Here is a 19,627-nt window from a genome sequence, read left to right as displayed (position 1 = left end):
CTTATTTCTGCCAGAGGCGTCAACTGCTTACCTTTCATACGGCAAGACCAGAAATCACACGATATCTGGTCAAAACCGGTCAGATTACAGGCTTGCCAGACGTTTCTGAGCCTGTTTCGCAGAATCGCTATCCGGATAAAGTTTGATCACCTGCTGGAAGACCGCTTTGGCTTTCGCCGTGTCTTTTTTCTCCTGCATGATGACGCCCACTTTAAACAGCGCTTCTGCGGCTTTCGGCGACTTCGGATAGTTCTTCACTACCGTGGCGTAATAGTAAGCCGCGTCGTCCTTTTTACCTTTGTTGTAGTTCAGCTGACCCAGCCAGTAATTCGCATTCGGCTGATAGGTCGAATCCGGGTAACGTTTTACCCACGCCTGAAGCGCGCTGATCGCCTGGTCATACTGCTTCTTCTCCAGAATCAGCGCCACAGCCGCATTGTAATCGCTGTTAGCGTCACCGGTCTGCGCCGGAGCACTCTGCGCCGATGCGGCCGCGCCTGCGGTGGCTGCTGCGCCGGTATCTGCTGCAGCATCGCCGCCGGCCGCCTGCTGACCACCGCTGCTGCTGGCGCTGCTCAGGCTGTCGATCTGCTGGTAAAGCTGCTTCTGCCGCTCGACCACCTGATTCAGCTGATACGTATTTTGCTGGATTTGCCCACGCAGCGCATCGATATCACGCTGGTTATCGCTCATCTGCTGCTGCAGTTGTTGCATTAGCTGAGCCTGGGCATTGGAGATTCGTTCAAGAGTGGTGACACGGTCTTCGACCGAGCCGGAGCCAACGCTACTGATTGACGCTTGGGCATTAGCGGCCCAGGGGGCCGCTACGCCAATCAGTAACGACAGACTCAACAGATGACGTCTGAAGTTACTAACCATGTGATTCTCTTAGTAGACCAGTACGGCACGACGGTTTTTAGAGTACGCTGCTTCGTCATGACCCAGAACGGCTGGCTTCTCTTTACCGTAAGAAACGATAGACATCTGATCAGCCGACACGCCTTTACCCTGCAGGTACATTTTCACAGCGTTAGCACGACGTTCGCCCAGGGCGATGTTGTATTCCGGCGTACCGCGCTCATCCGCATGACCTTCGATGGTCACTTTGTAAGACGGGTTGCTGCGCAGGAAGCTTGCGTGCTGATCCAGCATCTGTGCGTAATCAGACTGGACATCATATTTGTCCAGACCGAAGTACACGATGTTGTTCTGCTGCAGCTGCTGCATCTGCAGACGAGCCTGCTCGTCAGAAGACATGTTGCCGCCGTTGCCGTTCATGCCAGAGTTTGCACCGTAAGCGCCATCAGCGCCCATGCCAGTCTGGTCATTGTTGTTGTTTTTGTGTGAGCTACAAGCCGCTACTGCCAGAACCGGCAGAGCCAGCATCAAACCCTTCAGCACTTTGTTCAGTTGCATTTCAAAAATCCCATTATTGTTTATTGTTTGCGATGTCTGACGGATCAGACATTACAGATACGGCGACCAGGCAGGAAATTTTACCTGTCCATCGGTTGCCGGAAGACGCGCTTTGAAACGGCCGTCGGTTGAAACCAGATGCAGCACGGAACCCATACCCTGAGTAGAGCTGTAGATTACCATTGTGCCGTTTGGTGCCAGGCTCGGCGTTTCATCCAGGAACGTGTCCGTTAACGTTTGAACGGCTCCCGTTTCCAGATCCTGTTTGGCGACGTGTTGCGCACCACCGCTGGTGCTGATCATCACCATTGATTTACCGTCTGTAGCGACATCCGCGTCCTGGTTCTGACCGCCTTCCCAGGTAATACGCTGTGGCGTGCCGCCATTAACGCCAATTTTGTAGATCTGAGGCGCACCGGCCTGGTCGGAGGTATACGCCAGTGTCTGGCTGTCCGGGAACCAGGTCGGTTCAGTGCTGTTATAGCGACCATCGGTCACCTGACGCGTCTGACCAGAGGCCAGATCCATCACATAAAGGTTCAGGCTGCCGGTTTTAGAGAGCGCGAACGCCAGCTTAGAACCGTCCGGCGAGAACGCCGGGGCACCGTTATGGCGTGGATACGAAGCCACCTGACGGATCGCACCGTTAGAGAGTGTCTGAACCACCAGTGCCGACTTGCCACTTTCAAAGGTTACATAGGCAACTTTGCTGCCGTCCGGAGACCAGGCCGGTGACATCAGCGGCTGGGGTGAACGGTGCACGACGAACTGGTTGTAACCATCGTAATCGGCCACGCGGAGCTCATACGGGAACTGCCCGCCGTTAGTCTGTACGACATAGGCGATACGGGTGCGGAAAGCGCCCTTGATGCCGGTCAGCTTCTGGAAAGTTTCATCACTGGCAGTGTGCGCCGCATAACGCAGCCACTGCTTCGTCACTTTGTAGGAGTTCTGAGCCAGTACGGTCCCTGGCGCGCCGCCGGTATCCACCAGCTGGTAAGAGACCTGATAGCTGCCATCCGGGTTAGCGGCGACCTGACCTACCACGACTGCATCGATGCCGAGCGCGCTCCAGGCGGCAGGCTGCACTTCCTGCGCGCTGGTGGGCTGCTGTGGCAGACGTGAGCGATCCAGCGGATTGAATTTGCCGCTGTTGCGCAGGTCAGCGGCCACGATGCCGCCCACATCTTCCGGCGCGGCGCCAGCGCCGGCCCATTTAAACGGCACCACACCAATCGGACGTGCGGTGTTCACGCCCTGGGTGATCTCAATCCGGACCTCTGCATGCAGCACGGCTGCCCACAGCAGGATAAAAAAGCCTAACGTAACGCGAAGAGCTTGCTTCATTTTATCTCCCTTATCTGAACCTCAGTCCACGATAATTGGCACTGTTCCTGGAAACCACGAGTAAGACTTAGTACGGCAAGCTAACCATAGATCAACTTGCCGCCCGTTACTGCATTATTGCGGTTTAAAACGCATCGGGGCGTTTTTAAACACTTCGTAGACCGCCTGCGAAGGCGGCTTCGGAATTCGTGCCTGTCTGGCGGCTGCAATCGCGGCCTGGCAGAGCGCAGGATCGCCCCCCTCTGCCTTAACATCAATCAACAATCCATCAGGCGCAAGTTTAATCCGCAAATCACAGGTTTTTCCGCGATAGAGATCCGCATCATAGAACCGGCTCTGAATCGCACTGACCACCTGTCCCATGTAGGAGTTGATTTCCGCGCCTGTTGCACCGGCTTTCTTCTGGTTTCCCTGCCCTGCTGCGCCACCGGAGGCACCGCTTTTCGGTGCATTTTTACCGGACGTCAGGCCGCCCAGTAAATCATCGACGTCGCTGTCATTCGCCGCATCGGCGGCCGCTTTCGCTTTCGCGTCAGCTTTGGCTTTTGCCGCGGCATCCGCTTTGGCTTTTGCGGCCGCATCCGCTTTGGCTTTCGCTGCGGCTTCGGCCTTCTCTTTCGCGGCCTCTTTCGCCGCTTCGGCTTTCGCTTTGGCCGCTTCGGCGGCTTTCTCTTTGGCTGCCTCGGCAGCTTTTTCTTTCGCCTCTTCCGCCGCCTTCGCTTTGGCTTCGGCAGCTTTCTCCTTCGCCTCTTCCGCCGCTTTAGCTTTGGCTTCGGCGGCCTTCGCTTTGGCCTCTTCCGCCGCTTTGGCTTTCGCGTCAGCAGCGGCTTTTGCTTTGGCTTCGGCGGCCGCTTCCGATTTAGCCTTCGCTTCGGCTACGGCTTTCTCTTTGGCCGCCGCCGCTGCGGCGGCTTTGGCCTGCTGATCAGCCTGCTTTTTTGCTTCGGCTGCCGCCTGCTTCGCCTCTTCGGCAGCGGCTTTGGCCTGGGCATCCGCCTGAGCTTTTGCCTCGGCTTTGGCTTTCGCCGCCGCCGCTTCAGCCGTTTTCTGCTGCTCCTGCGCCTGCTTCGCCGCCTCTTCTGCCGCTTTCTGCTGGGCCGCCTGCTGCTTAGCCTCTTCTTTCGCCGTTTCCTGCGCCGCTAAGCGCTCTTTCTCCAGCGCTTTCAGACGCTGCTGTTCAGCAGCCTGTTTCTGCTGCAGCTCTTCAGCCTGCTGCTGCGCCTGCTTTTTACGCTGCTGCTCAGCACGCTGACTGTCGCTCTGCTGGTTCTGCTGACGATTGTATTGACTGACAACGGCACCGGGATCGACCATGACCGCATCAATATCACCGCCGCCGCCCCCCGCACTGCTGGGGTCAATGTGCTCATTAAACGAGCTCCATATCAGCAGCGCGATCAGCACGATATGCAGAATCACCGAAATGATTATCGCGCGCTTTAACTTCTCGTTTTGCTCGGTTGCCTTCGACACACTCGGTTCCCAAAAAACGGTTCGATTTTAAATCGGCTGCGTCATCAAACCGACAGATTTAACACCCGCCTGGTGCAGCAGGTTCAGCGCTTTAATAATTTCATCGTAAGGCACCTCTTTCGCGCCCCCGATTAAAAAGACCGTCTTAGGATTCGCCTCCAGCCGACGCTGCGCTTCGCTGATCACCTGCTCTGGCGGAAGTTGATCCATGCGGTCATGATCCACGACCAGGCTGTATTGCCCTACGCCCGCGACTTCAACAATCACCGGCGGATTATCATCGCTGGAAACGGTTTTCGAGTCGGTCGCATCGGGCAGATCCACTTCCACGCTCTGGGTAATAATGGGCGCCGTTGCCATGAAGATCAGCAACAGCACCAACAGGACGTCCAGGAGCGGAACGATGTTGATTTCCGACTTCAGGTCGCGGCTTTTGCGACCACGTACTCTGGCCATCATTAACCTCTATTTACTTAGCGCTATCGCTGGAGAAAGCCTGGCGATGCAGGATGGCAGTGAACTCTTCCATGAAGTTGTCGTAGCCCTGCTCCAGTTTGTTGACGCGCTGGTTCAGACGGTTGTACGCCATGACCGCCGGAATCGCGGCAAACAGGCCGATCGCAGTCGCAATCAGTGCTTCGGCGATGCCGGGTGCCACCATCTGCAGCGTCGCCTGTTTTACCGCGCCCAGCGCGATAAAGGCGTGCATGATCCCCCAGACCGTACCGAACAGCCCGATATAGGGACTGATGGAGCCCACGGTGCCGAGGAACGGGATATGGCTTTCCAGCGCTTCCAGCTCGCGGTTCATGGAGATGCGCATCGCACGGCTGGCCCCTTCGATGACGGCTTCCGGCGCATGATTGTTGGCGCGATGCAGTCGGGCAAACTCTTTAAAGCCGGAGTAGAAGATCTGTTCAGAGCCTGCCAGCTCATCCCGACGCTCCTGGCTCTCATGATAAAGACGGGAAAGCTCGATGCCGGACCAGAACTTGTCTTCAAACGCCTCCGCTTCTCTGCCCGCCGCATTCAGAATGCGTGTGCGCTGAATAATGATGGCCCAGGAGGCAATAGAAAAGCCGATCAAAATCAACATGATAAGTTTGACCAGAAGGCTCGCCTTCAGGAACAAATCAAGAATGTTCATGTCAGTCACTGCTTGAACTCCGCGACAATAGACTTGGGAAGCGCAATCGGCTTCATCAGATGTGGGTTAATGCAGGCAATCAGGACTTCTGCCTCATTGAGCACTTTGCCTTCAGTATTCACGATACGTTGCGTGAACGTCATGGTAGCCCGTGTCATTGATGTCACTTCGCTCTGGATCTCCAGAAGGTCATCAAGACGCGCCGCCGCCAGATAGTCCACCGTTATACGCCGCACCACAAAAGCGACCTGCTGCTCTAACAGCGTCTGCTGACTGAAATGGTGCTGGCGCAACATTTCGGTACGTGCTCGTTCATAAAAAGCGATATAGCTGGCGTGATAAACCACACCACCGGCATCAGTGTCTTCGTAATAGACCCGAACCGGCCAGCGAAACAGCGTTGTACTCACTCTACATCCCGGCCTCGTTTTAAACGTTGCTACTATACGCAAGAGAATTGGGGTTGGGAATGGGTCGCCAGAGCCAGACGAAAATAATTATCGCTCCGTAACAAACGGAACGATTTCAGGGAGATTTATTGACCAGACGCTGACATAAATTCACTGTCAGCGCCGGTGAGACGGGGATTCAGAGGTAAAAACGGTAAAGCGCCAGGCCCAATACCAGCATGGCGGGTAACGGCGTGAAGAGCGCCTGCCATCGGCTTTTCTGTGGCCGGAAACCCACGCCGTGGATCACGCCGGTGCAGACCGCCCAGATCAGCACCAGCCCCTGCAGCGCCGGCAACGGTCCCGCCTGGCTGCCAGAGCGCGTCGGGTCCCACATCACCGCCCCCGCCATGACCAGCGCCAGCAGCAGTGAAAGGGCCCGCAGCGGGCCCCTGTCCATCAGGTCGTAGAGCATCCGGATGGGCTTACGCATCAGCGCGGCTCATCCTGTGCATCAGCCTGCTCAATCGCCAGCGCGGTCACAATACCAAAAGCACAGGCCAGCAGGGTGCCAAGAATCCAGGCAAAATACCACATGCGACATCTCCTTAATTAATAGAGTGAGTGACTGTTGCTTTCAATATGCTCTTTGGTGATACGGCCAAACATCTTCCAGTAGCACCAGGTGGTGTAAGCCAGAATGATCGGCACGAAGATCACGGCGGCCACAGTCATGGTCTGCAGCGTCAGCAGGCTGGAGGTCGCATCCCACATCGTCAGACTGACGCCCGGCACGGTGCTGGAGGGCATGATAAACGGAAACATTGCAATGCCCGCGGTCATGATGACGCAGGCCAGCGTCAGTGAGGAGAACAGGAACGCCCAGGCGCCCTTCTCCATCCGTGAGCAGAGAATCGTCAGCAGCGGAAGCACCACGCCCAGCAGCGGGAACAGCCACAGCGCAGGATGCTGACGGAAGTTGACCATCCAGGCCCCCGCTTCGCGCACCACGGTTTTACCCAGCGGGTTCGAGGCCGCGAAGTGATCCATTGTGCTGGTGACGACATAGCCCGGAATGCCATAGTTGACCCAGACGCCCGCCAGAATAAAGCAGACCATCATCACCAGCGCGGCAAGCTGCGCGGCGGTGCGTGCGCGCAGATGCAGCTCACCCGTGGTGCGCATCTGCAGATACGTTGCGCCCTGCGCCAGAATCATCGCGACGCTCACCACACCCGCCAGCAGCCCGAACGGATTCAGCAGCTGGAAGAAGTTGCCGGTGTAGAACAGACGCAGATACTCATCGGCATGGAAGGGGACCCCCTGCAGCAGGTTGCCGAACGCCACACCGATCACCAGCGGCGGCACAAAACTGCCAATGAAGATGCCCCAGTCCCAGGCCGCGCGCCAGCGGGTGTCTTCAATCTTCGAACGATAATCAAAGCCGACCGGGCGGAAGAACAGCGACGCCAGCACCAGAATCATCGCCACATAGAAGCCGGAGAAGGCCGCCGCGTAGACCATCGGCCAGGCCGCAAACAGCGCACCGCCCGCGGTGATCAGCCAGACCTGGTTACCGTCCCAGTGAGGGGCGATGCTGTTAATCATGACGCGCCGTTCGGTGTCGGTGCGTCCCAGGATACGCGTCAGCATCCCGACGCCCATATCAAACCCATCGGCGACCGCGAAACCGATCAGCAGCACGCCAATCAACAGCCACCAGACAAAGCGCAGAACTTCATAATCAAACATGGTCGCTCTCCTTATCCCTGCACCGGCCGGGGGGTTGCCGTGATCTGCTCATGGTGATAACGCCCGGTTTTCAGGCTGCTCGGCCCCAAACGGGCGAATTTAAACATCAGATACATCTCAGCCACCAGGAACAGCGTGTAGAGTCCGCAGATCAGGATCATCGAGAACAGCAGATCGCCGGTGGTCAGCGAGGAGTTGGCTACCGCGGTCGGCAGGATCTCACCGATTGCCCAGGGCTGACGGCCATATTCCGCCACGAACCAGCCCGACTCCACGGCAATCCAGGGAAGCGGGATCCCGAACAGCGCCGCCTTGAGTAACAGGCGGTTTTTGCCTACGCGATTACGTATTACGCTCCAGAATGAGAGGGTGATAATGCCCAGCAGCAGCACGCCACACAGCACCATGATGCGGAACGCGAAGTAGAGCGGCGCAACGCGCGGGATGGAGTCCTGCGTCGCCTGTTTGATCTGCGCTTCTGTCGCATCCGCCACGTTGTCGGTATAGCGTTTCAGCAGCAGGCCGTAGCCGAGATCCTGTTTGTGCTGGTTAAAGGCGTCACGCACCGCCGGATCCTGGCTGCCACTGCGCAGTTCATTCAGCAGGGTGTAGGCTTTCATACCGTTACGGATGCGGACTTCATGCTGCGCCATCAGATCTTTCAGGCCGGTCACCGGCTTATCGACAGAACGGGTGGCGATCAGACCCAGCAGCCAGGGGATCTGCACGGCATAGCGGTTCTCCTGCGTTGCCTGATCGGGCAGGCCAAACAGGGTGAAGGAGGCGGGTGCTGGCTGGGTATCCCACTCCGCTTCGATAGCGGCCAGCTTGGTTTTCTGCACGTCGCCCATCTCATAGCCCGATTCGTCGCCCAGCAGAATCACGGAGAGCACTGCTGCCATGCCAAAGCTGGCCGCGATAGCGAAGGAGCGTTTCGCGAAGGCGAGGTCGCGGCCTTTCAGCATGTACCAGGCGCTGATGCCGAGAATAAACATCGCCCCGGTGGTGTAACCCGCCGCCACGGTGTGAACGAATTTCACCTGCGCCACCGGATTAAGTACCAGCTGGGAAAAGCTCACCATCTCCATGCGCATGGTTTCGAAATTGAATTCAGAGGCGATGGGGTTCTGCATCCAGCCGTTGGCGACCAGAATCCACAGGGCAGACATGTTTGAACCCAGCGCCACCAGCCAGGTGACCGCCATGTGCTGCACTTTACCCAGCCGATCCCAGCCAAAGAAGAACAAGCCGACGAAGGTGGACTCCAGGAAGAACGCCATCAGCCCTTCGATAGCGAGCGGCGCGCCAAAGATATCGCCGACGTAGTGAGAGTAATAGGACCAGTTTGTCCCGAACTGAAATTCCATGGTCAGTCCGGTGGCCACACCCAGCGCAAAGTTAATGCCAAATAACTTGCCCCAGAATTTGGTCATATCTTTATAAATCTGTTTGCCGCTCAGGACATAGACCGTTTCCATGATCGCCAGCAAAAACGCCATACCCAGCGTTAAAGGGACGAACAGAAAATGGTACATCGCCGTTAAGGCAAACTGTAACCGCGACAGCTCGACGATATCTAACATAAGGACTCCTTGCTCCTCGCTTTTGCCTCCGTTACGCGCGCGTTACATTCGGACGTAATCAGAGTCAGGAACAGCTGTTTATTAATTCCAGTTTTTATTACCCGCAGAACAGGGCTGTGAGCTGCCCGACAAGGGGAGTCGCGAATAAAGCAGCTCTGAGAATTGTCAATCCACGCTTTCATTAACGCGTGCTTAAACAGGAGAAAGCGGGTGTCATCCCGGGATGAGCAGACGTTTGAAAATGTATGTAAAAGGCTGGATTGATGCAGCGCAATTTACGCCCTTAACGCTGCGCTTTGCCAGCGGAATAGTTGGATATAAATCGCGATTAATTGATCTGGATTAACGCAATAAGTTTCCAGATAGAGTCGGGTAGGTTTCTTGTTAATGAAATGTCATTAATGAACTATGAAGTGGAATAATAATTTACTATTGTCACTATCTGTTAACGTAACAGAGGGCGTGATGGTCAGCTGACATCCCCTCCCCTCGCCGCTGACGGCGGTCGTTCTGTTCATTTCGCCCATAAAAAAAGCCACCCGAAGGTGGCTTCTTACACTCTGTCGATCAGACTCAGCGAGCAGGTAAAACGGCTTTCACCGCGTCACCAATGTCCGCCAGGCTGCGAACGGTTTTCACGCCTGCGGCTTCCAGCGCAGCAAACTTCTCATCTGCGGTGCCTTTACCACCGGCGATGATCGCACCGGCGTGACCCATACGCTTGCCTTTCGGCGCAGTCACACCTGCGATGTAGCCAACTACTGGCTTGGTCACATGCTCTTTGATGAAAGCAGCCGCTTCTTCTTCTGCGCTGCCGCCGATCTCACCGATCATCACGATCGCTTCCGTCTGCGGATCGTCCTGGAACATTTTCAGGATGTCGATGAAGTTAGAGCCCGGAATCGGGTCACCGCCGATGCCGACGCAGGTGGACTGACCGTAACCGATATCGGTGGTCTGCTTAACCGCTTCATACGTCAGGGTACCGGAACGGGAAACGATGCCGACGCGGCCCGGCTGGTGAATGTGGCCCGGCATGATGCCGATTTTGCATTCGCCTGGAGTAATGACGCCCGGGCAGTTTGGACCGATCATCCGCACGCCCGCTTCATCCAGCTTCATTTTCACGGTCAGCATATCCAGCGTCGGGATGCCTTCGGTGATGGTGATGATCAGTTTGATGCCCGCTTCGATCGCTTCCAGGATGCCATCTTTGCAGAAAGGCGCCGGAACGTAGATCACGGTGGCGGTGGCGCCGGTGGCTTCTACCGCTTCGCGCACGGTGTTGAACACCGGCAGGCCGAGATGGGTGGTGCCGCCTTTACCTGGGGTCACGCCGCCAACCAGTTGCGTACCATAGGCCAGCGCCTGCTCAGAGTGGAAAGTCCCCTGGCCGCCAGTGAAACCCTGGCAGATGACTTTGGTGTTTTTGTCGATCAGAATGGACATTATTTACCCTCCGCGGCAGCAACAACACGCTGTGCGGCGTCTGTCAGGCTGGTTGCTGCAATGATGTTCAGACCGCTGTCCGCCAGTTTCTGGGCGCCCAGCTCGGCGTTGTTACCTTCCAGACGTACCACTACCGGCACGTTCACACCCACTTCAGCGACGGCGCCGATGATGCCGTCGGCAATCAGGTCGCAGCGTACGATGCCGCCGAAGATGTTTACGAAGACGGCTTTCACCGCATCGTCAGACAGGATGATTTTGAAGGCTTCGGTTACGCGCTCTTTGGTTGCGCCGCCGCCGACATCCAGGAAGTTGGCTGGCTGACCGCCGTGGTGCTTAACGATGTCCATGGTGCCCATCGCCAGGCCTGCGCCGTTAACCATACAACCGATGTTGCCTTCCAGCGCAACATAGTTCAGTTCCCACTGCGTAGCATGGGCTTCACGCGGGTCTTCCTGGCTTGGATCGCGCATTTCGCGCAGCTCTGGCTGACGGAACAGCGCATTGCCATCGGCACCCAGTTTGCCATCCAGACAGATCAGATCGCCCTGTTTAGTGATGACCAGCGGGTTGATTTCAACCATCGCCAGGTCGCGCTCCAGGAACAGCGTCGCCAGACCCATGAAGATCTTGGTGAACTGACCAACCAGCTTACCGGTCAGGCCCAGTTTGAAGGCCAGTTCGCGGCCCTGATATGGCTGTGGCCCGGTCAGCGGGTCCAGCGCCATTTTGTGGATCAGGTGCGGGGTCTCTTCCGCGACTTTCTCAATTTCCACGCCACCTTCAGTAGAGGCCATGAAAATGACGCGACGCGTCGCGCGATCGACCACGGCGCCCAGGTAGAGCTCCTGATCGATATCTGTCGCCGCTTCCACCAGAATCTGGTTAACCGGCTGACCGTTTGCATCTGTCTGATAGGTTACCAGGCGCTTGCCCAGCCAGTTCTCAGCAAAAGCACGGATCTCTTCTTTGCTGTTAACCACTTTCACACCGCCCGCTTTACCGCGGCCACCGGCATGAACCTGACATTTAACTACCCACGGGCCTGCGCCAATTTTAGAGGCTGCTTCTTCCGCTTCGCGTGGTGTAGTACAGGCGTAACCCGTTGGTGCCGGCATGCCATACCGTGCAAACAGCTGTTTCGCCTGGTATTCGTGTAAGTTCATGATGTTCTATCCATTCAGGTCTGAAAAGAGTAATGAGGTTGGGCGCGCGAGGCGCGCCCGGTGAAAATCAGACATCCAGCAGCAGGCGCGCCGGATCTTCCAGCATCTCTTTCACTGCAACCAGATAACCCACTGATTCGCGGCCATCGATCAGACGGTGGTCATAAGAGAGTGCCAGGTACATCATTGGCAGCACGACAACCTGACCATTGACCGCCATCGGGCGATCTTTGATAGCGTGCATACCCAGGATGGCGCTCTGCGGTGGGTTGATGATCGGGGTGGACATCAGTGAACCAAAGACGCCGCCGTTGGTGATGGTGAAGTTACCGCCGGTGAGATCTTCAACGGTCAGCTTGCCATCACGGCCTTTCACAGCCAGCTCTTTGATTTTCTTCTCAATGTCCGCCATGCTCAGCGCATCCACATCGCGCAGAACCGGTGTCACCAGGCCACGCGGCGTGGAGACGGCGATGCTGACATCGAAGTAGTTATGGTAAACCACATCTTCGCCATCGATAGACGCATTCACTTCCGGATAGCGTTTCAGCGCTTCAACTACCGCTTTCAGGTAGAAAGACATAAAGCCCAGACGTACGCCGTGGCGCTTCTCAAACGCCTCGCCATACTGCTTACGCAGGTCCATGATCGGCTTCATGTTGATTTCATTGAAGGTCGTCAGCATCGCGGTGCTGTTTTTCGCTTCCAGCAGACGCTCGGCCACGCGCTTGCGCAGACGCGTCATCGGCACGCGTTTTTCGCTGCGATTCGCAACAGGCTGCTGGACCGCGGCGCTATCCGCTGCCGGTGCGGCGCTGCTGGCCTTTGGCGCGTTCGCCAGATGTTTTTCAACATCTTCGCGGGTCAGACGTCCGCCCACACCGCTGCCTTTGATCTGCGAGGCATCCAGGTTGTGCTCGGCAATCAGGCGGCGAATCGCCGGGCTGAGCGCATCGTTGCTCTCTTCTTCCAGAGACGCGGTCTGACGCTGAGCCGGGGTAGACTCTTTGCTTTCAGACTTCGCGCTGGTCTCTTTACCGGCACTGTTGCCCTCTTTCAGGCGACCCAGGATCTGGCGGGAAGTGACGGTGGCGCCCTCTTCTTCCAGAACGGCTTCCAGGATACCGTCAGCAGCGGCTGGCACTTCCAGCACCACTTTATCGGTTTCGATTTCAACCAGCACTTCATCGCGCGTGACGGCATCGCCTGGTTTTTTGTGCCAGGTTGCCACTGAGGCATCGGCAACCGATTCAGGCAGGTCGGGAACGAGAATATCTACGCTACTCATTATCTTTCCTTTTAATTAATTAACGTTCAGCGCGTCATTAACCAGGTCTTGCTGCTGTTGTTGGTGTACGGACATGTAACCCACGGCCGGTGAGGCCGAGGCCGGGCGGCCGGCATAACGTAAAGTGGCACCAAACGGCACAACTTCACGGAAGTGATGCTGACTGCAATACCAGGCGCCCTGATTCAGCGGCTCTTCCTGGCACCAGACAAAGTCCTGTACGTGAGAATACGCTTTTAATGCTTCCTGCACCGCCTGGTGCGGGAACGGATAAAGCTGCTCGATGCGGACGATAGCCACATCGGTCTGCTCGTTTTTACGACGCTGCTCCAGCAGATCGTAATAGACTTTACCGGAACAGAGCACGACACGTTTCACGCCCTGTGGATCCAGATCGTCGATCTCACCAATGGCTGGCTGGAAGCTGCCATTCGCCAGCTCATCCAGTGTGGAGATTGCCAGCGGGTGACGCAGCAGCGATTTCGGTGACATCACGATCAGCGGGCGACGCATACCGCGCAGCGCCTGACGACGCAGCATATGGTAAACCTGCGCTGGCGTGGATGGCACGCAGACCTGCATGTTCTGCTCTGCACAAAGCTGCAGATAACGCTCCAGACGCGCCGAGGAGTGCTCCGGGCCCTGACCTTCATAACCGTGCGGCAGCAGCATAACCAGGCCACACATCCGGCCCCACTTCTGCTCGCCGGAGCTGATGAACTGATCGATAACAACCTGAGCACCGTTGGCAAAGTCACCAAACTGCGCTTCCCAGATGGTCAGGATGCGCGGCTCTGCGGTGGCGTAGCCATATTCGAACGCCAGTACCGCCTCTTCAGAGAGCACGGAGTCCCAGACTTTGAACTGACCCTGGCCGCTGTGCACATGGTGCAGAGGGGTATAGGTCGAACCGTTTGACTGGTTGTGGATCACTGCATGGCGATGGAAGAAGGTGCCGCGACCGCTATCTTCGCCCGACAGGCGTACCGGAATGCCCTCATCCACCAGGGTGGCGTAGGCCAGGTTTTCCGCGCCGCCCCAGTCAAAGGCTTTCTCACCTTCAGCCATCAGACGACGGTCGTTATAGATTTTGGCGACACGCGACTGCACTTCCACCTCTTCAGGCACCTGGCTGATACGCAGCGCCAGCTCCTTCAGACGTTTTAACTCAACCTGAGCCGGATAAGGCTCGTCCCACTCATGGTTGAGATAAGGCGACCAGGTAAAGGAGTGCAGGCTCATCGGACGCCATTCCGGCACCACACACTCGCCCGCATCCAGCGCATCGCGATAAAGATTGACCATCTCGGTCGCATCTTCCTGCGTGGCAACGGCTTCGCTTTCCAGACGGTCGGCGTAGATTTTGCGCGGCGTCGGATGCTTTTTGATTTTCTGGTACATCAGCGGCTGAGTCGCACTTGGCTCATCCGCCTCGTTGTGACCATGACGGCGATAGCAGACCAGGTCGATAAATACATCACGCTTGAAGGTGTTGCGGTAGTCGAGCGCCAGACGGGTGACAAACGCCACCGCTTCCGGGTCGTCCGCGTTGACGTGGAAGATCGGGGCCAGCACCATTTTGCCGATGTCGGTGCAGTAAGGGGTCGAACGCGCATCTTTCGGGTTGGAGGTGGTGAAGCCAACCTGGTTGTTGATGACGATGCGAACGGTGCCGCCCACTTCATAACCGCGCGCCTGAGACATGTTCAGGGTTTCCTGCACCACGCCCTGGCCGATCACGGCCGCATCACCATGAATGGTGATCGGTAAGACTTTATTGCTGGCAGGCTCATCCAGACGATCCAGACGGGCGCGGACAGATCCCATGACCACCGGGCTGACGATCTCCAGGTGCGACGGGTTAAACGCCAGCGCCAGGTGAACCAGGCCGCCTTCGGTTTCCACGTCGGAGGAGAAGCCCATGTGATACTTCACGTCACCGGTGCCAAGATGCTCTTTATGCTTACCGGCGAACTCGTCGAACAGATCCTGCGGTTTTTTGCCCAGCACGTTGATCAGCACGTTGAGACGGCCACGGTGTGCCATCCCCAGTACGACTTCACGGGTGCCGCTTTTACCGGCGTGACGGATCATCTCGCGCAGCATTGGCACTAACGCATCGCCGCCTTCCAGCGAGAAGCGTTTGGCACCCGGGAATTTCGCGCCCAGGTATTTCTCCAGCCCTTCTGCTGCGGTCAGCTCTTTCAGGAAACCTTTCTTCTCTTCGTTGCTGAACGCTGCACGGCCCGCGACGGATTCAAGACGCTGCTGGATCCAGCGTTTCTCGTCCGTGTTGTTGATGTGCATATACTCCGCACCGATTGAGCCGCAGTAAGTCTGAGTCAGCGCCTCGAAGAGATCGGCCAGCTTCATGGTCTCTTTGCCGATGGCGAAAGAGCCGACGTTAAAGCTTTCCTGAAAATCGGCCTCAGTCAGATCGTGAAACGCGGGATCGAGATCGGCGACCCGATCCTGTTTCCACAGGCCGAGCGGATCAAGATTGGCATGCTGATGGCCGCGGAAACGAAACGCGTTAATCAGCTGCAGCACTTTCACTTGCTTGGAGTTGGTTTCCGGATCGGAGAGAGATGAGGTGTAACGAGATGCGTCTTTCGCCAGGCGACGGAAGTACTCACGTGTGGTGGAGTGAAACTGCTCAGGTTTCATTCCGGTGCCCGGTAACTGTTGGAACATCGAGCGCCACACTGCATCGACAGAGTCAGGATCGGTCAGGAAATCCTCATAGAGCTGCTCTATGTAAGACTGATTCGCGCCGGCCAGCCAGGAAGAGTCCAGCCAGGGCTTCATCGCGCTGTTCTGCATTGTGATCCCTTAAGCATTGCTATGCTTTTTTGAGGTTTCATTTGTTGCCGCTTTCGCGGTTTGCCGTAGTGAGTTCAGCGATACGAGCACTCTGCGCAGCGCGCGTGGCCCGTAAGGGAACCTTTGTAAACGTGGTCATCACCGCGCTTACAGAGGCTTCCGTAAAACACCGGGAACCTGAGGTTCCCGGCAGAGAGTAACTATGCGCCGCGCTGCAGCAGCATCGACTTGATATGGCCGATGGCGCGCGTCGGGTTCAGCCCTTTCGGACAGACGCTCACACAGTTCATGATGCTATGGCAGCGGAATACGCTGAACGCATCGTTCAGATTGTCGAGACGCGACTCAGTTTCGGTGTCGCGGCTGTCAATCAGGAAGCGATACGCGGCCAGCAGACCGGCCGGACCGATGAACTTCTCAGGGTTCCACCAGAATGACGGGCATGAGGTAGAGCAGCAGGCACAGAGAATACATTCATACAGGCCATCCAGGTGCTCACGCTCATCCGGTGACTGCAGATGCTCGCGTGCTGGCGGATTTTCCCCATTATTCAACAGGAAAGGCTTAATTTTCTCATATTGAGCATAAAACTGGCTCATGTCCACGACCAGGTCGCGTACCACCGGCAGACCGGGTAACGGACGGATAACAATTTTCTGTTTGCCGTTGCCCAGGGCCGAAACCGGCGTGATACAGGCCAGGCCGTTTTTGCCGTTCATGTTGAGGCCATCAGAGCCGCAGACGCCTTCACGGCAGGAGCGACGAAAGGCCAGCGTTGGATCTTTCTCTTTCAGGCGAATCAGCGCGTCCAGCAGCATCATGTCGCGGCCATCTTCCGATTCCAGGGTGTAATCCTGCATCCGTGGCTTGTCGTCAACGTCCGGATTGTAGCGATAAATGGAAAACTCAAGTCTCATGATCGTCTCCGAAATTAGTAGGTACGCACTTTCGGCGGGAAGGCCGCGCGCAGTTTCGGCTGCATGTTCACCTCACGGCGCGTCATGCTTTCGGTTTCCGGGACATAAAGACTGTGGCACAGCCAGTTTTCATCATCACGATCCGGGAAGTCGAAGCGACTATGGGCACCGCGGCTCTCGGTGCGGTAGTTCGCCGCCACCGCCGTGGCATACGCCGTCTCCATCAGGTTGTCCAGCTCCAGACACTCAATACGCTGGGTGTTGAAATCCGGTGAGCGGTCATCCAGACGGGCGGATTTCAGGCGCTGACGAATCTCTTTCAGCTCTTCCAGTCCCTGGGCCATCGCCTCGCCTTCGCGGAACACTGAGAAGTTGTTCTGCATGCAGCGCTGCAGCGCTTTACGAATTTCAACCGGGTCTTCACCGGTGGTGTTGTTTTCCCAGCGGTTGAAGCGTGCCATCGCCACATCAATCTCATCCTGGGTGGCATCGCGCAGTTCGCCCTGCTCCTGAATACTCTCCAGCAGATGCAGGCCGGCCGCACGGCCAAAGACCACCAGGTCGAGCAGTGAGTTACCACCCAGACGGTTAGCACCGTGCACCGACACACAGGCGATTTCGCCGACGGCGAACAGGCCCGGGATCACCACATCTTCGCCCTGCTCATTGACGCGCAGCGCCTGGCCGGTCACTTTGGTCGGAATACCGCCCATCATGTAGTGGCAGGTCGGGATCACCGGAATCGGCTCTTTAATCGGGTCGGCGTGCGCAAAGGTGCGCGACAGCTCAAGGATGCCCGGCAGACGGGATTCCAGCACCTCTTTACCCAGGTGGTCGAGTTTCAGTTTGATGTGCGGCCCCCACGGACCGTCACAGCCGCGACCTTCACGGATTTCGATCATCATCGAGCGCGCAACCACGTCGCGGCCCGCCAGGTCTTTAGCGTTTGGCGCATAACGCTCCATGAAGCGTTCGCCATGTTTGTTCAGCAGATAGCCACCTTCACCACGGCAGCCTTCGGTCACCAGGACGCCCGCGCCCGCGATGCCGGTCGGGTGGAACTGCCACATCTCCATATCCTGCACCGGCACACCTGCACGCAGCGCCATACCCACGCCGTCTCCGGTGTTGATGTGGGCATTGGTGGTGGACTGATAGATACGGCCAGCGCCGCCGGTCGCCAGAATGGTCGCTTTCGCTTTGAAGTAGACCGTTTCGCCGGTTTCGATGCAGATAGCCGTACAGCCGACCACCGCGCCATCGGCGTTTTTCACCAGATCCAGCGCATACCACTCCGAGAAGATAGTGGTTTTGTTCTTCAGGTTCTGCTGATAGAGGGTGTGCAGCAGGGCATGACCCGTACGGTCAGCGGCGGCCGCGGTACGCGCTGCCTGCTCGCCACCGAAGTTCTTCGACTGGCCACCAAACGGACGCTGATAGACGCGACCATCTTCCAGACGGGAAAACGGCAGGCCCATGTGCTCCAGCTCCAGAATCGCTTCCGGGCCGGTTTTACACATATATTCGATCGCGTCCTGGTCACCGATATAGTCGGAACCTTTGACGGTGTCGTACATGTGCCATTCCCAGTTATCTTCATGGGTGTTACCCAGCGCAACGGTGATACCGCCCTGCGCAGAAACGGTGTGGGAACGGGTCGGGAAAACTTTAGACAGCAGCGCACAACTCTGGCCGCCCTGGGAGATTTGCAGTGCGGCACGCATGCCTGCGCCACCTGCGCCGATCACCACGGCATCAAACTCTCTGATTGGCAAACTCATTTACACACCCCACACCACAACAAAGCCATAAATCGCATACCACAACAGCGCCACGACAATCACAAACTGCAACAACAGACGGGTTGGCAGCGATTTAACGTAGTCTGTTAACACCTGCCACATTCCAATCCAGCCGTGGATCAGGATAGAAAACAGCGTCAGCAGCGTGAACACTTTGGTGAAGGCAGAAGCGAAGAAGCCACGCCACAGGTCATAGGTCAGCGTGTCTGTCATCACCACGAAACCGAGGATGTAGACGATGTAGAGTGTAATGAGAATTGCAGTTGCCCGCAGCAGCAGCCAGTCCTGAATGCCGTTGCGACCCAACGCGGATGCATTGCTTACCATACGAGGACTCCCGCCAGAATTGCCAGCACGACAGTGATCACAAAAGATATATGCGCTGAGCGCTTACCAGCCTGCAGCGTTTCAGCCAGATAACCAAAATCCATCAACATATGACGAATCCCGCTCACCGCGTGATAGGCCAGCGCAGTCAGGATGCCCCACATGATGAACTTCGCGAAGAAGCCATCCATAATGGATGCAGCATGCTGGAAACCTTCAGGAGAGGAGAGAGAGAGACCGAGCAGCCACAGCAGGATGCCAATAGCAACCAGGGTGATGACGCCGGAGACGCGGTGAAGAATGGACGATATTGCAGTAACGGGAAACCGGATCGTCGAGAGATCCAAGTTGACAGGTCTTTGTTTTTTCACGGTTTTGCCCACACAGCCTTTTTTTATTTTGCTTCCTCCGGACCTGAGGCGGAGTCTATTCACAACGCGTGGCAGACTTTAACCGTCACCAAAAAAGCAACATCCAGTGTTAAGTGACGCGGTAGTAAACGCTGGGTGGCTCCTGGTGTCAGGGTGTTCCGGAGACCTGGCGGAAGTATAGGAGGATCACATTCTGATTACAATTCCCCTACAAACTCTTTGGTATATTTTGGGTAGAACAGTGATCAGACTCACGATTTTCACAATTGATACAATTTTAATTATCTGATTTGACAATAGTTCAACAATTCAGTTACAAACTAAGCCTGTAAATTCCTATGATGCACAAAAGTTATGGGGATACACTTTCCCCTAAG

19 protein-coding genes are annotated in these 19,627 nt (G+C 56.6%); all 19 read right to left on the bottom strand.

The features are described 5' to 3' along the window. Nucleotides 1-84: 84 nt before the first annotated feature. The 19 genes from cpoB to sdhC all read right to left on the bottom strand — a co-directional run bounded on the left by cpoB (nt 85) and on the right by sdhC (nt 19,262). Nucleotides 85-879, bottom strand: coding sequence for a cell division protein CpoB (gene cpoB, locus AB1748_RS07105; RefSeq protein ID WP_111141613.1), 795 nt, complete (start codon nt 877-879; stop codon nt 85-87). Between the two features lie 9 nt (nt 880-888). Beyond that, entirely contained in the window at nt 889-1,416 is a 528-nt protein-coding gene (gene pal / locus AB1748_RS07100) for a peptidoglycan-associated lipoprotein Pal (RefSeq protein ID WP_111141611.1), read from the bottom strand. 51 nt (nt 1,417-1,467) lie between these two features. Beyond that, complete coding sequence (tolB, locus tag AB1748_RS07095) at nt 1,468-2,763, bottom strand: Tol-Pal system beta propeller repeat protein TolB (RefSeq protein ID WP_111141609.1); 1,296 nt, start codon at nt 2,761-2,763, stop codon at nt 1,468-1,470. 114 nt (nt 2,764-2,877) lie between these two features. Beyond that, nucleotides 2,878-4,236, bottom strand: a complete 1,359-nt coding sequence (tolA, locus tag AB1748_RS07090) for a cell envelope integrity protein TolA (RefSeq protein ID WP_367396167.1) — start codon at nt 4,234-4,236, stop codon at nt 2,878-2,880. 27 nt (nt 4,237-4,263) lie between these two features. After that, a complete protein-coding gene (gene tolR, locus AB1748_RS07085; protein WP_013357153.1) occupies nt 4,264-4,692 on the bottom strand; it encodes a colicin uptake protein TolR in 429 nt (142 codons plus the stop codon). Between the two features lie 13 nt (nt 4,693-4,705). Continuing rightward, on the bottom strand, nt 4,706-5,392 hold the full coding sequence (tolQ, locus tag AB1748_RS07080) for a Tol-Pal system protein TolQ (protein WP_111141605.1): 687 nt from the start codon (nt 5,390-5,392) through the stop codon (nt 4,706-4,708). After that, the gene (gene ybgC, locus AB1748_RS07075) at nt 5,389-5,793 is read right to left on the bottom strand and encodes a tol-pal system-associated acyl-CoA thioesterase (RefSeq protein WP_111141603.1); all 405 of its coding nucleotides are present in this window, start codon (nt 5,791-5,793) and stop codon (nt 5,389-5,391) included. Before ybgC ends, tolQ begins: the two co-directional genes overlap by 4 nt. Before the next feature lie 178 nt (nt 5,794-5,971). Continuing rightward, nucleotides 5,972-6,265, bottom strand: coding sequence for a cyd operon protein YbgE (gene ybgE / locus AB1748_RS07070; protein ID WP_293773717.1), 294 nt, complete (start codon nt 6,263-6,265; stop codon nt 5,972-5,974). Continuing rightward, a complete protein-coding gene (gene cydX / locus AB1748_RS07065; protein ID WP_111141599.1) occupies nt 6,265-6,369 on the bottom strand; it encodes a cytochrome bd-I oxidase subunit CydX in 105 nt (34 codons plus the stop codon). The genes ybgE and cydX overlap by 1 nt, the downstream gene beginning before the upstream one ends. 15 nt (nt 6,370-6,384) lie before the next feature. Further along, nucleotides 6,385-7,524: a cytochrome d ubiquinol oxidase subunit II gene (gene cydB, locus AB1748_RS07060; RefSeq protein ID WP_293773714.1), complete on the bottom strand. Its 1,140-nt coding sequence runs from the start codon at nt 7,522-7,524 to the stop codon at nt 6,385-6,387. An 11-nt stretch (nt 7,525-7,535) separates the two neighbouring features. Continuing rightward, nucleotides 7,536-9,107, bottom strand: coding sequence for a cytochrome ubiquinol oxidase subunit I (cydA, locus tag AB1748_RS07055; protein WP_293773711.1), 1,572 nt, complete (start codon nt 9,105-9,107; stop codon nt 7,536-7,538). Between the two features lie 573 nt (nt 9,108-9,680). Continuing rightward, nucleotides 9,681-10,556, bottom strand: a complete 876-nt coding sequence (sucD, locus tag AB1748_RS07050; RefSeq protein ID WP_111141778.1) for a succinate--CoA ligase subunit alpha — start codon at nt 10,554-10,556, stop codon at nt 9,681-9,683. Then, a complete protein-coding gene (gene sucC / locus AB1748_RS07045) occupies nt 10,556-11,722 on the bottom strand; it encodes an ADP-forming succinate--CoA ligase subunit beta (protein WP_003853151.1) in 1,167 nt (388 codons plus the stop codon). The genes sucD and sucC overlap by 1 nt, the downstream gene beginning before the upstream one ends. A gap of 67 nt (nt 11,723-11,789) precedes the next feature. Then, complete coding sequence (gene odhB / locus AB1748_RS07040; protein ID WP_111141776.1) at nt 11,790-13,010, bottom strand: 2-oxoglutarate dehydrogenase complex dihydrolipoyllysine-residue succinyltransferase; 1,221 nt, start codon at nt 13,008-13,010, stop codon at nt 11,790-11,792. A gap of 15 nt (nt 13,011-13,025) precedes the next feature. Next, nucleotides 13,026-15,833, bottom strand: coding sequence for a 2-oxoglutarate dehydrogenase E1 component (sucA, locus tag AB1748_RS07035; RefSeq protein WP_111141774.1), 2,808 nt, complete (start codon nt 15,831-15,833; stop codon nt 13,026-13,028). Between the two features lie 200 nt (nt 15,834-16,033). Continuing rightward, nucleotides 16,034-16,750: a succinate dehydrogenase iron-sulfur subunit gene (locus AB1748_RS07030; RefSeq protein WP_009091413.1), complete on the bottom strand. Its 717-nt coding sequence runs from the start codon at nt 16,748-16,750 to the stop codon at nt 16,034-16,036. 14 nt (nt 16,751-16,764) lie between these two features. Further along, nucleotides 16,765-18,531 (bottom strand): succinate dehydrogenase flavoprotein subunit, encoded by a 1,767-nt coding sequence (gene sdhA, locus AB1748_RS07025; protein ID WP_111141772.1) that lies wholly within the window; start codon nt 18,529-18,531, stop codon nt 16,765-16,767. Beyond that, complete coding sequence (gene sdhD, locus AB1748_RS07020; protein ID WP_009091417.1) at nt 18,532-18,879, bottom strand: succinate dehydrogenase membrane anchor subunit; 348 nt, start codon at nt 18,877-18,879, stop codon at nt 18,532-18,534. Then, the gene (sdhC, locus tag AB1748_RS07015; protein ID WP_111141770.1) at nt 18,873-19,262 is read right to left on the bottom strand and encodes a succinate dehydrogenase cytochrome b556 subunit; all 390 of its coding nucleotides are present in this window, start codon (nt 19,260-19,262) and stop codon (nt 18,873-18,875) included. Before sdhC ends, sdhD begins: the two co-directional genes overlap by 7 nt. Nucleotides 19,263-19,627: the final 365 nt, after the last annotated feature.

Origin of the sequence: Pantoea sp. Ep11b (assembly GCF_040783975.1) — a bacterium.
GTDB lineage: Bacteria > Pseudomonadota > Gammaproteobacteria > Enterobacterales > Enterobacteriaceae > Pantoea.
The sequence above is the reverse complement of the archived record's forward strand: the minus strand, read 5'-3'. Positions and strand labels throughout refer to the sequence as shown.

Bases quoted from the DNA above. Each gene is read 5' to 3' on its own strand.
- sucD (WP_111141778.1), bottom strand. From the start codon at position 10,556: ATGTCCATTCTGATCGACAAAAACACCAAAGTCATCTGCCAGGGTTTC.
- tolB (WP_111141609.1), bottom strand. From the start codon at position 2,763: ATGAAGCAAGCTCTTCGCGTTACGTTAGGCTTTTTTATCCTGCTGTGG.
- cydA (WP_293773711.1), bottom strand. From the start codon at position 9,107: ATGTTAGATATCGTCGAGCTGTCGCGGTTACAGTTTGCCTTAACGGCG.
- sdhA (WP_111141772.1), bottom strand. From the start codon at position 18,531: ATGAGTTTGCCAATCAGAGAGTTTGATGCCGTGGTGATCGGCGCAGGT.
- cpoB (WP_111141613.1), bottom strand. From the start codon at position 879: ATGGTTAGTAACTTCAGACGTCATCTGTTGAGTCTGTCGTTACTGATT.
- odhB (WP_111141776.1), bottom strand. From the start codon at position 13,010: ATGAGTAGCGTAGATATTCTCGTTCCCGACCTGCCTGAATCGGTTGCC.
- ybgE (WP_293773717.1), bottom strand. From the start codon at position 6,265: ATGCGTAAGCCCATCCGGATGCTCTACGACCTGATGGACAGGGGCCCG.
- cydX (WP_111141599.1), bottom strand. From the start codon at position 6,369: ATGTGGTATTTTGCCTGGATTCTTGGCACCCTGCTGGCCTGTGCTTTT.
- cydB (WP_293773714.1), bottom strand. From the start codon at position 7,524: ATGTTTGATTATGAAGTTCTGCGCTTTGTCTGGTGGCTGTTGATTGGC.
- AB1748_RS07030 (WP_009091413.1), bottom strand. From the start codon at position 16,750: ATGAGACTTGAGTTTTCCATTTATCGCTACAATCCGGACGTTGACGAC.
- tolR (WP_013357153.1), bottom strand. From the start codon at position 4,692: ATGGCCAGAGTACGTGGTCGCAAAAGCCGCGACCTGAAGTCGGAAATC.
- sucA (WP_111141774.1), bottom strand. From the start codon at position 15,833: ATGCAGAACAGCGCGATGAAGCCCTGGCTGGACTCTTCCTGGCTGGCC.
- sdhD (WP_009091417.1), bottom strand. From the start codon at position 18,879: ATGGTAAGCAATGCATCCGCGTTGGGTCGCAACGGCATTCAGGACTGG.
- pal (WP_111141611.1), bottom strand. From the start codon at position 1,416: ATGCAACTGAACAAAGTGCTGAAGGGTTTGATGCTGGCTCTGCCGGTT.
- sucC (WP_003853151.1), bottom strand. From the start codon at position 11,722: ATGAACTTACACGAATACCAGGCGAAACAGCTGTTTGCACGGTATGGC.